At 72.3% G+C, this 14,496-nt stretch carries 7 protein-coding genes and 1 pseudogene; 6 read left to right on the top strand and 2 right to left on the bottom strand.

What is annotated here, in order from left to right; genetic code table 11:
• Positions 1–196: 196 nt before the first annotated feature.
• Positions 197–691 carry a MarR family winged helix-turn-helix transcriptional regulator gene (locus ACZ7GX_RS40675; RefSeq protein WP_498785279.1) on the bottom strand — a complete coding sequence of 165 codons (495 nt, stop codon included), beginning with the start codon at positions 689–691 and terminating at the stop codon, positions 197–199.
• A gap of 90 nt (positions 692–781) precedes the next feature.
• Here ACZ7GX_RS40675 and ACZ7GX_RS40670 point away from each other — a divergent pair, with 90 nt between their 5' ends.
• From ACZ7GX_RS40670 to ACZ7GX_RS40660, 3 genes are all read left to right on the top strand, one after another.
• On the top strand, positions 782–1,327 hold the full coding sequence (locus ACZ7GX_RS40670) for a YceI family protein (protein ID WP_498785277.1): 546 nt from the start codon (positions 782–784) through the stop codon (positions 1,325–1,327).
• 437 nt (positions 1,328–1,764) lie between these two features.
• Entirely contained in the window at positions 1,765–2,265 is a 501-nt protein-coding gene (locus tag ACZ7GX_RS40665) for an ATP-binding protein (protein ID WP_498785275.1), read from the top strand.
• A 146-nt stretch (positions 2,266–2,411) separates the two neighbouring features.
• On the top strand, positions 2,412–2,951 hold the full coding sequence (locus ACZ7GX_RS40660) for a ricin-type beta-trefoil lectin domain protein (protein ID WP_498785273.1): 540 nt from the start codon (positions 2,412–2,414) through the stop codon (positions 2,949–2,951).
• 94 nt (positions 2,952–3,045) lie between these two features.
• On the opposite strand, the gene ACZ7GX_RS40655 is transcribed toward ACZ7GX_RS40660, so the two are convergent.
• A complete protein-coding gene (locus ACZ7GX_RS40655) occupies positions 3,046–3,891 on the bottom strand; it encodes an EamA family transporter (RefSeq protein WP_498785271.1) in 846 nt (281 codons plus the stop codon).
• Positions 3,892–4,100: 209 nt separating this feature from the next.
• Between ACZ7GX_RS40655 and ACZ7GX_RS40650 the strand changes: the two genes are divergently transcribed.
• The 3 genes and pseudogenes from ACZ7GX_RS40650 to ACZ7GX_RS40640 all read left to right on the top strand — a co-directional run.
• Positions 4,101–4,715 carry a GTP pyrophosphokinase gene (locus ACZ7GX_RS40650; RefSeq protein ID WP_498785269.1) on the top strand — a complete coding sequence of 205 codons (615 nt, stop codon included), beginning with the start codon at positions 4,101–4,103 and terminating at the stop codon, positions 4,713–4,715.
• 573 nt (positions 4,716–5,288) lie between these two features.
• Positions 5,289–6,560 carry a serine hydrolase domain-containing protein gene (locus tag ACZ7GX_RS40645; protein WP_498785267.1) on the top strand — a complete coding sequence of 424 codons (1,272 nt, stop codon included), beginning with the start codon at positions 5,289–5,291 and terminating at the stop codon, positions 6,558–6,560.
• An 82-nt stretch (positions 6,561–6,642) separates the two neighbouring features.
• Positions 6,643–14,496 (top strand): annotated as a pseudogene (locus tag ACZ7GX_RS40640) (amino acid adenylation domain-containing protein); the annotation flags it as partial.

Here is a 14,496-nt window from a genome sequence, read left to right as displayed (position 1 = left end):
TGGGATGACACGAAACCCGACCAACAACGGACCCGCCGCCGAACCACCCACCGGCCCGTCATCCTGCTGATCTGCCCGTCCGGCGAGGACTCTTTCGCTTTCAACGCCCTTGATCTTCACCAACGGCCTGCACAACGCACCCCACAGCGCCCCTCACAACCAACCCCTCACAACCAGCCCCCCACAACCCGCCCCCTCACAGGTCGGCGAACTCCTCCCGCCGCACCTTCGCGCACTCCGTCGTCAACCCCGCGTCCACGGCCTGGCTGATCTCCGCCAACGACCGCAACTGCTCCGGCGTCAACACGTCGAACAGGTGCTCCCGCACCGCCGTCACGTGCCCCGCCGCCGCCTGCTCCAACACCCCGAACCCGACGTCCGTGAGCACCGCGATCGAGCCACGCCGATCCGAGGGGCAGGCCTGCCGCTCGACCCAGCCCTCCTTCTCCAGCCGGGCCACCGCGTGGGAGAGCCTGGACCGTGACGAGTGGCACACCGCCGCCAACTCGCTCATCCGCAGCGAGCGCTCCGGGGCCTCGGACAGCGCCACGAGGATCTCGTAGTACGCCATCGGCATCCCGGAATCGCGCTGCAACTGCCGGTCCAGGTGTTCGGTGAACTTGGTCACGGCGGTCATGAAGGCACGCCACACCTGCTGCTCTTCGGCGCTCAGCCACCGCACGTCGCTCATGCCTCCATCATACGGCCGTTGTTGAACCTTCAACCAGGATGCGCTATGTTCTGTTGAGAGTTCAACCAGACCAACCCAGAAGGACCATCCATGACCTCGCAGACTGTGCAGATCCCCGGCTACCTCGCGGGCACGTGGGCGATCGACCCGGTGCACTCGGACATCTCGTTCGTGGTTCGCCACCTGGGCGTGTCCAAGGTCCGCGGCCACTTCGGCACCTTCGAGGGCACGATCGTGACGGCCGAGAACCCGCTGGAGTCCACGGTCACCGCGAAGATCGACGCCGCCTCGGTCAACACGCGCAACGACCAGCGCGACGCCCACGTCAAGGGCGAGGACTTCCTGGACGTCGAGAAGTTCCCGGAGCTGACCTTCACCTCCTCGGGCGTGCGCGCCGACGGCGAGGGCTTCCTCGTCGACGGCGAGCTGTCCCTGCACGGCGTGACCAAGCCCGTGACCCTGGAGCTGGAGATCAACGGCTTCGGCGACGGCTTCGAGGGCGCGAAGGTCGTCGGCTTCTCCGCCTCCACCGAGATCAACCGCCGCGAGTTCGGCGTGACCGGTGGCCCGGCGGGCGCGGTCGTCGGCGACAAGATCACCATCCTGCTGGAGATCGAGGCCGTCAAGCAGGCCTGACCTGACGAGCTCGCCCAACGAGCTCGCCCACGAGCTTGACCGACAGGCCTGACCCAACAGACCTGCCCCAGCCTCACCGAAAGGCCCGCCGACACCGGCGGGCCTTTCGCGCTGCTCGACCGACCCTCCCCCACCTCCCCTTCCCCTCCCCCTACCCTGCGTCAGGGCAAGTCGCTGGACCGGGCGAACCCGAGCGTCATTCCATTTCACCGAGCATTTCGGTAGTTTCTGCCGTGCCGCCGCAACCTGCCTGAACCGCGAACCGTCTCCACCCGTAGTAGGTCGTGAAACCAGAGTTTTGCTTCGGTCGGCACTGAAGCTGTAGAACTCGATGCGGACACAGTCCGCTCACGGTCGTAGACCACGTGGGTGACATCGGACGCACTCATGGCACCATCTGGCGCAGCACGCGCCGGACGCAGGCGAGGAGGATCGGTGTGAACGCCCAGACCGAACAGGTCGACGACCTTCGACTCGTCGCGCTGCCCACCGCGGTGAACGTGGCGGACATGTTCGTCCGCTTCTCGCTGGGCGAGTGGCGCCTGCGCGCGATGCAGGACGAGGCCGCGCAGACGGTCCGCCGACTGGTCGGCGCCGCGGTCGACGTGGCCGACCGGCGTGCGCCCGGCTTCCTCCTCGTGCGCCTGCGGCTGACCGGCACCTACCTGGTGGTCGAGGTCGAGAGCAACCGCGTCGCGCTGCCGCCCGAGCTGGCCGGCACCCGCGCCGGCCTGGTCGACCTCACCGCGGGCGGCCACCTGGCGTGGTGCGAACTGGCCCTCCCGTCGGGCATGAACGCCTCGGCCGTGCCGCTGCCCCGCCGCGAACCCCGCCGTTCCCCGGCCGCCGAGCAGCTGGGCGACGAGCCGAACGTGGACCCCGAGGTCATCCAGCGCATCCTCTACGGCCTGGGCGGCGGCGCGCACCGCCCCGACTGACCCACGCCACCTCACACCCGACGCGCAGCACCCCCACCCCGCCCGATCAGGCGACACCACCGGTCGGAGCACTGCCGTCACGTCCGAATGGCGGTAAGCCATGAGATACGCCCTGTCCGGGGCGCACCTCATGGAAGGGACCGCTGATGCTTCTCCGACGTGCCGCCAGAACGATCGTCGCGTGGACCGCCGCCGTCTGCGCGGTGGTGGCCTTGACCACAGCGCCCTCGGCCACCGCCTCGACCACGGCCGCACCACGCGCGATGGTCCCGGACGGGGTGTACGGCATCACCTTCGGCGGTGACGAGGACGCCCACCTCACCCCCCTGTCGAGCCAGCAGGGCGCGCCGACCGTCCTCCTGCCGCCGATCGGCCTGCCCGGCTACCAGGAGTGGGAGCTGGTCAGGGACAGCCGGACCACCCAGCTCATCAGGAACCTCGGCACCGGCCTCTACCTGACGCCCGGCGAGGGACAACCGGCCGACCACCGGGCCGTCGTCGCCGGCCCTTATCCGTACTCGTGGGTCGTGCGCACCGGTTCGGCGCCCAACCGCGTGACCATCGCGACCTGGAACGGTGGGTTCGCCCTCGACCTGTCACCGAAGATGATCTACCCACCCCGCGTCGACGTCCAGACGCGCCGCGGCGACCTGAGCCAGGAGTGGGTGCTGGCCCTGCACGAGTGACACCCGGGCACTTGTAACACCCGGGCACGAGCGACATCCAAGCACGAGCGACACCCGGGGCCGGTGTCCACCCGGGACACCGGCCCCGGTCACCTCACCGCCGCGCGAGCGCCACCAGCGCGACCGCGAGCACACCCATCCCGCACCACGACACGAGCGGCAGGCGTTCGTCCAGCACGACCACGCCCAGCACCGCCGCCACCGCCGGCTCGGCGAGCGTCAACGTGGTCGCCGCCGCCGCGCCCGTGTGCCGAAGCCCACGGGCGAACAGCAGGTACGCGGCGAACGTGGTGAACACCGCCAGGTGCGCGGTCACCGCCAGCCCCGACGGGCTCGCCACCCAGCCGACGCCGATCACCACCAGCACCGGCAACGTCAGGGCCGACGCGCCACCGAACACCACGCCCACCACGGCCCGGGACGGGTGCCCTAGCCCGATCAGGTGCGCGCAGATCACCGAGTACGCGGCGTACGACAAGCCCGCGACCAGCGCCAACGCCACTCCGACCAGGTCGACGCGGGTGTCGCCGCCGCCCAGCACGAGCACCGCGCACCCGACCACCGCGGCCGACGTGAGCAGCGGCCTCGACCGCAGCCCCAGCACGATCGGCGCGGTGGCCAGCGCCACGGTGGTGCCCACCGCCACGCCCGTGCGCGCGACGGCCGGGTAGAACGCCAGCGCGTAGCCGGCCACGGTCAGCGCGCCGAGCAGCAGCAACCTCCAGTCGGCGGTCCGCAGCACGGCACGCGTGCCGCGAGCAGCCAGGAACAGCAAGCAGCCACCCACCACCAGACCCGCCGCGCCCACGGCCGCGGCCGGTGCGGAGGCGGGCGCCATCGAGCTTGCGGTGCCGGTGGTGCCCCACAGGACGCACGCGGCCAGGATCGGCAGGGGTCCGCGGGTGGAACGAGCACGTGTTTCCACGGCAGAGGTCGACACGAGGTCTCCGTTCGCGAGACGAGAGGGAAGAGGACGCGAACGGGCGCACCGCGTGACCGGATCGAGGCGTGCGTGATCGGGTCAGGCAGGCGTGAAGGCGTGCGTCAGCGAGTGCGCCCGGTCAGGCGCACGGCGGCGGAAGGACCACGTGCCAGTGGGTGTTCACGCCCGGCATCCTAGACGACCGGCCGGCCGGTATCGTGGGGATCATGGACATCGGCGTCGCGGATGACCTGCTGCGGCGGTCCCTCGTGGTCTACAAGTTCGCGGTCGACGAACTCATGACGAAACTGCGGATCCTCAGCGAGGAGTTCGACCTCGTCCACCGGCACGACCCGATCGAGCACGTCACGCACCGCGTGAAGCGGCCCGACGCGATCCTCGACAAGCTCCGGCGCAAGGGGCTGCCCGCGGACCTGGCGCTGGCCGCCGAGCACCTGGACGACGTGGCGGGCGTGCGGGTGGTGTGCCCGTTCGTGTCCGATGTGTACCGCGTGCGGGACATGCTGGCCCGGCAGAGCGACGTGGAGATCCTGCGGACCAAGGACTACATCGCCGAGCCGAAGCCGAACGGGTACCGCAGCCTGCACCTGATCGTGCGCATCCCGGTGTTCCTGTCCGACCGGGTGGAGCACGTGAAGGTCGAGGTGCAGCTGCGGACCATCGCGATGGACTTCTGGGCCACTTTGGAGCACAAGCTCTACTACAAGTACGACGACCAGGTGCCCGCGGGTTTCGTCGAGGAGCTGACCGCCACCGCCGCCATCGCCGCGGAGCTGGACGCCCGGATGCAGGTCCTGCACCACGAGGTCCAGCGCGACTGACGCGCCCTCCCGCACAGGACCCCCAGGACCCCCAGGACCGAACCGGCCTCGAACCGGCCCCGTCCCGACCCCTTACCCGGTCCGCCAATCATCAACCGTGCCGAACGTCACCTTCGCACGCCCACCTTCGCACGCCCACCTTCGCACGCCCACCTTCGCACGCTTCCGCCGACGTGCCCGCCGCGCTACGCCCGAGTAACGTCAAACGACGCCAGACAAAGAAGGTTACGGCTGTCTCATAACCTCGACGAAAATCCATCTGAACGGAGCACGAAGACATTTCGTACAGGCTCCTGATGGACAGGCTACCGACCCGCTCAACCCGTTGACACCCGACTGCGAATAACCCTCGCGTACTGCACGTCTTTACGAGACCACACGGTCCAAACCAGCCGTTCGAGTGAATCCCTGAAGTGTCTCTTCTGACGCGGGGTCACCCTCCCCTCAAAATGGGGAGAGACCTTTCCGCAAATGCTCCGTTCGGCGGTCGCGACGATCTCCCGGCGACAGCCAACGTTGGGCCCGCGGCCCGGTTACTCATTGACACTGTGGCTCATTCTCAGAGGATCACGCATGGACACCGACCGGATCTCCACCCGATTAGCGACGCTGACCCGCGAGCACCTGGTGCCCGGGGCGCAGCTCGCCGTGCACCACGAGGGACGCACGTGGACGCACGAGGTGGGCCTGGCCGCCGACGCGGCCGTGCCCATCGGCTCGATCACCAAGACGTTCACCGCGACCGTCGCCATGGCCCTCGTCTCGGACGGGGACCTCGACCTGGACGCGCCGCTGTCCGACCACCTGCCCGGGGTGGCGGCCGGCGAACTCACGCTGCGCCACCTGCTCAGCCACACCGGCGGCCTGCCGTCGGATCCGGAGGACGTGCGCACGACCTCGCTGCGCCACCACGTCCGGCAGGCGCTGCGCGAGCTGCACCCCCTGCACGAGCCCGGCGCGGGCTTCTCCTACTCCAACATCGGGTACTCCCTGATCGGCCACCTGATCGAGGTGGCGACCGGGATGTCCTGGTCGGAGGCGGTGGAGGCGGTCCTGCTGCGCCCGCTCGGGGTGCGCGCCAGGTTCATCACCAGCCCGGACGCCGACGTCGTCAGCGGCCACGCCGTCAACACCGCCACGGGCCGCGTGGTGCCGGTGGCGCAGTCGCTGACGCCGGTCGACGCGCCCGCCGGCGCCCTGGCCGTGAGCGCCGCGGAGCTGGTGACGTTCGGCCGGATGCTCGGCGGCGGCGCGCCGCACCTGATGAGCCCGGACGACCTCGCCCTCATGCGCGAGCCCGTGCGGCACGCGGAGCCGTTCGGCATGGCCGACGGCTGGGGCCTCGGCCTGGCGCTGTTCCAGCGCGACGGCGTCCGCTGGGTCGGCCACGACGGCACCGCCGACGGCACGTCGTGCCACCTGCGGATCAACCCGGCCGACGGCACCGCGGTCGCCCTGACGACCAACGGCAGCAGCGGCTGGGGCCTGTGGCGCGAGCTCGTGCCGGAATTGGCCGACGCGGGCCTGCCGGTGGCGGATTACGACGGAATGAGCGGGCTGGACCGCCCCATCGCCCCTCCGCCGGACTGCACCGGGCGCTTCCGCAACGGCGATGTCGAATACGCCGTGCGCGCCGTGGACCGGGAGCGGCTGGCGCTCACGGTGGACGGCGAGCCGTTCGCCGACCTGTCGTTGTTCGACGGCCTCGTCTTCGCGATGCGCGATTCCGACACCGGCGACACCAACCAGACCGGGCGTTTCCTGCGCGACCCGGGTGACGGCGGTATCCGGTGGATCCAGATCGGCGGGCGACTCGCCCGCAGGCAGGTCGCGAAAACGGGCTGAATTTCACGTTTGAACTCCAGCGGTATTGGGTAAGCCGCGCCCCCGAGCCAGAAAGGCACCTCTCGCGATGACGCACGCCCGCACACTGCCGGAATTGATCGCCGCGCAGGCGCTGCGCAGTCCCGACGCACCCGCGGTCATATCGGCCGAAGGTGTGGTCGGCTACCGGGAACTCGACGAACGCGCGAACCGACTCGCACACCTGCTCCTCGCCAAGGGGGCGCGGCGGGAGCAGGTGGTGGCGGTGGCGATGCCGCGCTCGGTGGACAACGTCGTGGCGCGGCTCGCGGTGCTGAAGACCGGCGCCGCGTACCTGCCGATCGACCCGGACTACCCGGCCGACCGGATCGCGTTCATGGTCTCCGACGCCGAGCCGCTGCTGGTGCTCTCCGACCAGCCGTACCTCGCCGATCACCCCGGCACCGCACCGGATGCCGCACCCGCCACCGCGCCCGACGTCGTGATCCGGCCGGAGGACCCGGCGTACGTGATCTACACGTCCGGGTCGACCGGCCGCCCGAAGGGCGTCGTGGTGCCGCACCGGGGTCTGCCCGCGTTCTCCGCCGCCGAGGTGGCCCACTTCGACGTGCGACCGGGCGACCGGGTCCTCCAGTTCTCCTCGCCCAGCTTCGACGCCTCGGTGCTGGAGCTGTGCATGGCCCTGCCCGCCGGCGCGGCGCTCGTGGTGCCGCCGCCCGGACCGCTGCTCGGCGACCAGCTCGCGGAGGTGATCGCCGGGTTCGGCGTCACGCACGCGCTGATCCCGCCGGTGGCGCTGGCCACCGTGCCCGACGTCGAGCTGCCCTCCTTCCGCACCCTGATCGTCGGCGGTGACGCCTGCCCGCCCGACCTGGTGGCGAAGTGGGCCCCCGGCCGCCGCATGATCAACGCCTACGGGCCGACCGAGTCCACAGTGGTCACGTCGTGGAGCGAGCCGCTCGAGCCGGGCGGCACGCCGCCCATCGGCCGCCCGATCCCCGGCACCGAGGTCCGCGTGCTGGACGACGACCTGCGCCCCGCCGCGGAGGGCGAGCTGTACGTGACCGGCGTCGGCCTGGCCCGGGGCTACCTCCGCCGGCCGGGGCTGACCGCGCAGCGGTTCCTGCCCGACCCGTTCGGCGAGCCCGGCGCCCGCATGTACCGCACCGGCGACGTGGTCCGCACCCGCGCCGACGGCCAGTTGGAGTTCGTCGGCCGGGCCGACCACCAGGTGAAGATCCGGGGCTTCCGGGTCGAGCCGGGCGAGATCGAGGCGCTGCTGCGGCAGCGGCCCGGCGTGGAGCACGCCGTCGTCGTCGCGCGCGGCGAGCCGAAGCGGTTGGTGGCGTACGTGATCGGCGAGACGGCGGGTCTGCGGGAACACCTCGTCGACAGACTGCCGGACTACCTCGTGCCCTCGGCGTTCGTCGCGCTGGAAGCGTTCCCGCTGACGCCGAACGGAAAGCTGGACCGGGACGCGCTGCCCGAGCCGGTCGTCGGCGACGTCCCGGAGGACCACGTCGAGCCGCGCACCGCGGCCGAGCGGCGGGTCGCCGCGGTGTGGTCCGACGTGCTCGGCGTGCCCCAGGTCGGCGCGCACGACGACTTCTTCGCCCTCGGCGGCGACTCGATCCTGGCCGTGCGGGCGCTGTCGCGGCTCGGCGGGCTGCCGGTGCGGGCGATGTTCGACCACCGCACGGTCGCCGCGCTCGCCGAGGCCCTGCCCGACCAGGACGGCGCGCCGATCCCCCGCGTGCCCCGGGTCAAGCCGCTGCCCCTGTCCTCGGCGCAGCGCCGCCTGTTCTCGCTGGACGGCACGGCGGAGCAGAACACCGCGGTCGGCATCCGGCTCACGGGTCCGCTGGACGTGCGACGCCTGGCCGAGGCGCTGGACGCGCTGGCTCGCCGGCACGACGCGCTGCGCACGACGTTCGACGTGGTGGGCGACGAGCCGGTGCAGATCGTCTCGGAGCACGGCACGATCCCGCTGCGCGTGCTGCCCGCACCGGACGCGACCGACCCGGGCGCGACCGACCCGGGCGCGACCGACCCGGGCGCGACCGACCCGGGCGCGACCGACCCGGGCGCGACCGACCCGGGCGCGACCGAACCGAGACAGCACCAGCCGACCGGAGCCGCACCGGGCGCGACCACCCCGCGCCCGACCGAACCCAACCCGACCGAACCCGACCCGACCGAGCTCGGCCTGGACGAGCCGTTCGACCTGCGGCGCGGCCCGCTCACCCGCGCCGTGCTCAGCCCTCTCGGCCCGGACGAGCACCTCCTCACCCTCGTCCAGCACCACATCATCACCGACGGCTGGTCGGTGCAGGTGCTGCTGGCGGAGCTGGCCGAGCTCTACGCCGGCGGGCGCCCGGCCGATCCCCCCGTGCAGTACCCCGACTTCACCGCGTGGGACCGGTCGAGGCCCGAGGGCGACCCGGCCTACTGGCGCGACCGCCTCGCCGGCATCGAGGCGCTGGACCTGCCCACCGACCGACCCCGGCCGCCGCTGCGCACCACGTCCGGCGCGGTGCTGCGGCGGCCGTTGCCCGCCGACCTGGTCCGCCGGCTGGCGGTCGTGGGCCGGGCGCACGACGCCACCTTGTTCATGACGCTCACGGCCGCCGTGCAGGTGCTGCTGTCCGCACGCAGCCGGCAGCGGGACGTCGCGGTCGGCACGGTCAGCTCCGGCCGCGACCGCGCCGACCTGGAACGCGCGGTCGGGTTCTTCGTCCGCACGCTCGTGCTGCGCTCCTGGGTCGACCCGGACCTGCCGTTCACCGCGTTCCTGGACCAGGTGCGGGACACGGCGCTGGAGGCCTTCGCGCACGACGACGTGCCGTTCGACCGGGTGGTGGAGGAGGTGCGGCCCGACCCGGACCCCAGCCGCACGCCCCTCGTGCAGGCCGTCGTCGCCCTGCACCAGCCGCTGCTGCCCGGCGCCGCGTTCGGCGACCTGACCGCCGCCGAGCACGACCTCCCGCGCCCGGTGGCCCGGTTCGACCTGGTGGTGGAGTTCTGGCCGCGCGGCGAGGACCTCGCGCTGACCGTCGAGTACAACACCGACCTGTTCGACGCCGCCACGATCGAGTCGCTGAGCGACGACCTGGAAGCGTTGCTGCGCCTGGTGGTGGACGACCCGGACCGCCCGCTGCGCGACCTGACCGCACTGGACTTCGCGCCGGACGAGGCCGTCCGGATCCGGGGCTTCCGGGTCGACCTCGGCGAGGTCGAGCAGGCGATCCGGCGGCACCACGAGGTGGCCGACGCGGCCGTGGTCGTGGCCGACAAGCGACTCGTCGCCTACGTGACGCCGCCGGTGAACCCCTCGGCGCTGCGGGGGTTCCTCGGCCAGGTGCTGCCCGCGCACGCCGTGCCCGCCACGGTCGTCGGCCTCGACCACCTCGACCGGGACTCGTTGCCCGCGCCGCCGGACGACCGCGCCGAAGTCCGTTACGTCGCACCGCGCACGCCCGTCGAGGCCGTGCTGGCGGACGTGTTCGCCGAGGTGCTCGGCGCGGCCCGGGTCGGCGTGCGGGACAACTTCTTCGCCCTGGGCGGCGACTCGATCCTGGGCATCCAGGTGGTCACCCGCGCCCGCCGCGCCGGGCTGGTGCTGACCTCGCGGGACATCTTCGCGCACCAGACGATCGCCGCGATCGCGCCGCACGTCACCCGGGACCTGCCGCCCACCGCCGACCAGGGCGCGGTGACCGGCGAGGCACCGCTCACCCCGATCCAGCGCTGGTTCCTCGACGGCCACGCCGTGCGACCGGAGCACTTCGACCAGTCCGTCGTCGTCGACCTGGACGGCGACCTCGACGTGCCCGCGCTGCGCACCGCCCTCACCGCGCTGGTCGCGCACCACGACGCGCTGCGCACCCGGTTCGAGGGCGACCGCCAGGTGGTCGGGCCCGTCACGGGCGCCGACCCGTTGGCGCTGGAGCACTTCGACCTCACCCGCGGGCCGCTGCTGCGGGCCGAGGTCCTCGACGGCGTGTCGGTCCGGCTGACCGCGCACCACCTCGTCGTCGACGGCGTGTCGTGGCGGGTGCTGGTCGAGGACCTGACCACCGCCTACCGCCAGGCCCGCGCCGGCGAGGCCGTCCGCGTCGGGCGCAAGACGACGTCGTTCCGCGACTGGGCGATCCGGCTCGCCGACCACGCGCGGCACGGCTTCGACGCCGAGCTCGCCCACTGGGCGGCGGTGGCCGCCACGCCGACCGACATCCCGGTGGACCGGACCGGCCCGAACACGGTGGGCTCGCAGCGCGAGGTCACCGTGCGGCTCACCGAGCCGGAGACCGACGCGCTGCTGCGCGACGTGCCCGGCGTCTACCGCACGCAGGTCAACGACGTGCTGCTGACCGCGCTCGGCCGGGTGCTGGCCGACTGGACCGGCCGGTCGCGCGTGCTGGTCGACCTGGAGGGCCACGGCCGCGAGGAGCTGTTCGCCGACGTCGACCTGTCCCGCACGGTCGGCTGGTTCACCACCGTCTTCCCCGTCGCGCTCGACCTGCCCGACGGCGAGCGGACGCCCGGCTACTGGGGCGCCGCGCTCAAGTCGGTGAAGGAGCAGCTGCGGGCCGTGCCCGGACGCGGCCTCGGCTACGGCGCGCTGCGCCACCTGGCCCGCACCGCGCCCGCCTGCGACCCCCGGGTCTCGTTCAACTACCTGGGCCGGTTCGACGCCGACCAGCGCGACCTGGAGCTGTCCGCCGACCCGCGCGCGCCGCGCCCCCACCTGCTCGACGTGGTCGGCCAGGTGCGCGGCGACCGGCTGGAGTTCACCTTCCACTACAGCGAGCACGCCCACGACCGGGACACCGTCGCCCACCTCGCGGACGGGTTCGCCGCCGCGCTGCGCGGCATCGTGGCGCACTGCGCCGAGCCCGGCGCGGGTGGCCGCACGCCGTCGGACTTCCCGCTGGCGCGCCTGACCCAGGCCGAGGTGGACCTGATCACCGGCGAGGACGCCTACCCGCTCACCCCGATGCAGGCGGGCATGGTGTTCCACGGCCTCGGCGACAAGGGCGTCTACTTCCAGCAGACCACGTTCGTCGTGGACGGCGTGACCGACCCGGCCGCGTTCGCCGCCGCCTGGCAGCGGGTGGTCGACCGGACGCCCGTGCTGCGCAGCAGCGTGCTGTGGGAGGGCGTGCGGCAGCCGTTGCAGGTGGTGCACGAGCACGTCCGGGTGCCGGTCACGGTCCTGGACTGGAGCAGGCTGGACGAGGACGCCCGTGCCCAGCGGCTGCGCGACCTGCTGGACGAGGACCGGGCCGAGGGCATCGACCTGACCACGCCGCCGTTGATGCGGGTCGCGATCGCCCGCCTGTCCCCGACCAGCGTCCAGGTGCTGTGGACGTTCCACCACGTGCTGCTCGACGGCTGGAGCGTCTTCCACGTGCTGTCCGACGTGCTGGGCGAGCCGGCCGAGCGGCGGCCGTTCCGCGACTACGTGGCCTGGACCGCCGCGCAGGACGAGGACGCCGCGCGGGAGCACTGGCGGCGGGTGCTGGCCGGGTTCGACTCGCCCACACCGCTGCCCGCCGACCGCCCGGCCGAGCACGGCACGTCGTCGCAACGGCTCCGGGTCGAGCTGAGCGACGGCGAGTCCGCGTCGCTGTACGAGTTCGCCCGCCGGCACCGCGTCACGCCGAGCGCGATCGTGCAGGGCGCGTGGGCGCTGCTGCTGGCCCGCTCCTCCGGCCGGCGTGACGTGTGCTTCGGCGCGACCGTGTCCGGCCGGCCCGCGGAACTGCCCGGCGTGGACGAGATCACCGGCATCTTCATCAACACCCTGCCGGTGCGGGTCCGGGTCGACGGCGGGACGCCCGTGGCCGACTGGTTGCGCGCGTTGCAGGACGCCCAGGTCGAGGCGCGGCGGTTCGAGCACGTGCCGCTGGCCGACATCCAGGCGTGGAGCGAGGTCGAGCGCGGCACGAGCCTGTTCGACAGCGCGGTCGTGTTCGAGAACTACCCGGTGGACCTGGCCGAGGGCATGGGTTTGCGTGACCTGGCCGCGGTCGAGACCACGAGCTTCCCGCTCAGCGCCACCGTCTACCCGGCCGACCGGCTCGGCGTGCTGCTGGGCTACGAGCCCGCGATGTTCGACCGCGCCACCGTGCGCCGGCTCGGCGACCGGCTGCGCAGGCTGCTGGTCGGCCTGGTCGCGGACCCGGACCGGCCGATCGCCGACGTGCCGTGGCTGGCCGAGGACGAAATCCGCCAGGTGGTCGTGGACTGGAACGGCACGGCGGTCGGCGAGCCGATCACCACCACGATCCCCGAGCTGTTCGCCGCCCAGGCCGCCCGCACCCCGGACGCCGTCGCGGTGACGTGCGAGGGCCGGCGCCTCACGTACCGCGAGCTGGACGAGCGCGCGAACCGGTTGGCGCACCACCTCGTCGCGGCCGGCGCCGGCCCGGAAACGCTGGTGGCGCTGCGCTTCCCGCGCTCGCTCGACCTCGTGGTCGCGGTGCTCGGCGTGCTGAAGTCCGGCGCGGCCTACCTGCCGATGGACGCCTCGTCACCGGCCGAGCGCGTCTCGCACATCCTCGAAGACGCCCGGCCAGTGCACACGTTGGACCGGCTGCCGGACCTCTCCGGGCTGCCGACCGACGCGCCCGACGTCGCGCTGCGACCCGACAACGCCGCGTACGTGATCTACACGTCCGGCTCGACCGGCCGCCCCAAGGGCGTCGTGATCCCCCACTCGAACGTGGTCCGGCTGTTCTCCCAGACCGACCACTGGTTCGGCTTCGGACCCGACGACGTCTGGACCCTCTTCCACAGCTACGCCTTCGACTTCTCCGTCTGGGAACTGTGGGGGCCGCTCCTGCACGGAGGCCGACTCGTGGTCGTCCCCTACGAGGTCACCCGATCCCCCCGCGACTTCGCCCGACTGATCGACGACGAGGGCGTGACCGTGCTCAACCAGACGCCGTCGGCGTTCTACGAACTGCTGGAGCACGCGCCCGACCTCGACGTCCGGTACGTGATCTTCGGCGGTGAAGCCCTCGACGTGCGCAAGCTCTCCCGTTGGCGCGGCTCGGGCGCGTTGGTCAACATGTACGGGATCACCGAGACCACCGTGCACGTCACCTGGACGCACGCGGACGGCTCGATCGGCGTGCCCATCCCCGACCTGCGCGTCTACGTGCTCGACGACGACCTCAACCCGGTGCCGCCGCACGTGCCGGGTGAGATGTACGTGGCCGGACCCGGCCTCGCCCGCGGCTACCTCGACCGGCCCGGCCTGACCGCGTCCCGGTTCGTCGCGGATCCGTTCGGCGCACCCGGTTCCCGCATGTACCGCAGCGGGGACCTGGCCCGATGGGAGGACGGCGCGCTGCACTACCTGGGCCGTGCGGACCAGCAGGTGAAGATCCGCGGGTTCCGGATCGAACTCGGCGAGGTGGAATCGGCGATCGCCGCGCATCCTGCCGTCGCCCAGGTCGTTGTAGTGGCGAACGAACAACGCTTGGTGGCGTACTTCGTGCCGGACAAGCCGACTACGGCGTCGGAGCTGCGCGACCACACGGCCGAGGTCCTGCCCGACCACATGGTGCCCGCCGCGTTCGTCGCACTGGAAAGCCTGCCGTTGACGGTGAACGGCAAGCTCGACCGCGTCGCGCTCCCCGCGCCCGAGCGCGACGCGGTCACGTCCTCCGCCTACGTGGCACCCCGCACCGAGACCGAGGACGCGATCGCCGCCATCTGGGCGGACGTGCTCGGCGTCGGCCGCGTCGGGGTCGAGGACAGCTTCTTCACCCTGGGCGGCGACTCGATCCGCAGCCTGCACATCACGTCCCGGACCAAGGCGGCGTTCGGCGTCGACCTGTCCCCACGCGACGTCCTCACCGCGCGCACCGTGTCCGCCCTGGCCGACCTGGTCGAGGAACTGGTGCTCGCGGACCTCGAAGCCCTCGCTGCCGACACGGAGGCGTGA

The organism is Actinosynnema sp. NPDC037264 (assembly GCF_055603705.1).
Note: the sequence above shows the minus strand (reverse complement) of the source record. Positions and strands in the feature narration are given on the sequence as shown.

What these genes read in the sequence shown, in the direction of transcription:
- ACZ7GX_RS40650 (WP_498785269.1), top strand. Translation starts at nt 4,101, where the DNA reads ATGGACATCGGCGTCGCGGATGACCTGCTGCGGCGGTCCCTCGTGGTC.
- ACZ7GX_RS40675 (WP_498785279.1), bottom strand. Translation starts at nt 691, where the DNA reads ATGAGCGACGTGCGGTGGCTGAGCGCCGAAGAGCAGCAGGTGTGGCGT.
- ACZ7GX_RS40645 (WP_498785267.1), top strand. Translation starts at nt 5,289, where the DNA reads ATGGACACCGACCGGATCTCCACCCGATTAGCGACGCTGACCCGCGAG.
- ACZ7GX_RS40670 (WP_498785277.1), top strand. Translation starts at nt 782, where the DNA reads ATGACCTCGCAGACTGTGCAGATCCCCGGCTACCTCGCGGGCACGTGG.
- ACZ7GX_RS40660 (WP_498785273.1), top strand. Translation starts at nt 2,412, where the DNA reads ATGCTTCTCCGACGTGCCGCCAGAACGATCGTCGCGTGGACCGCCGCC.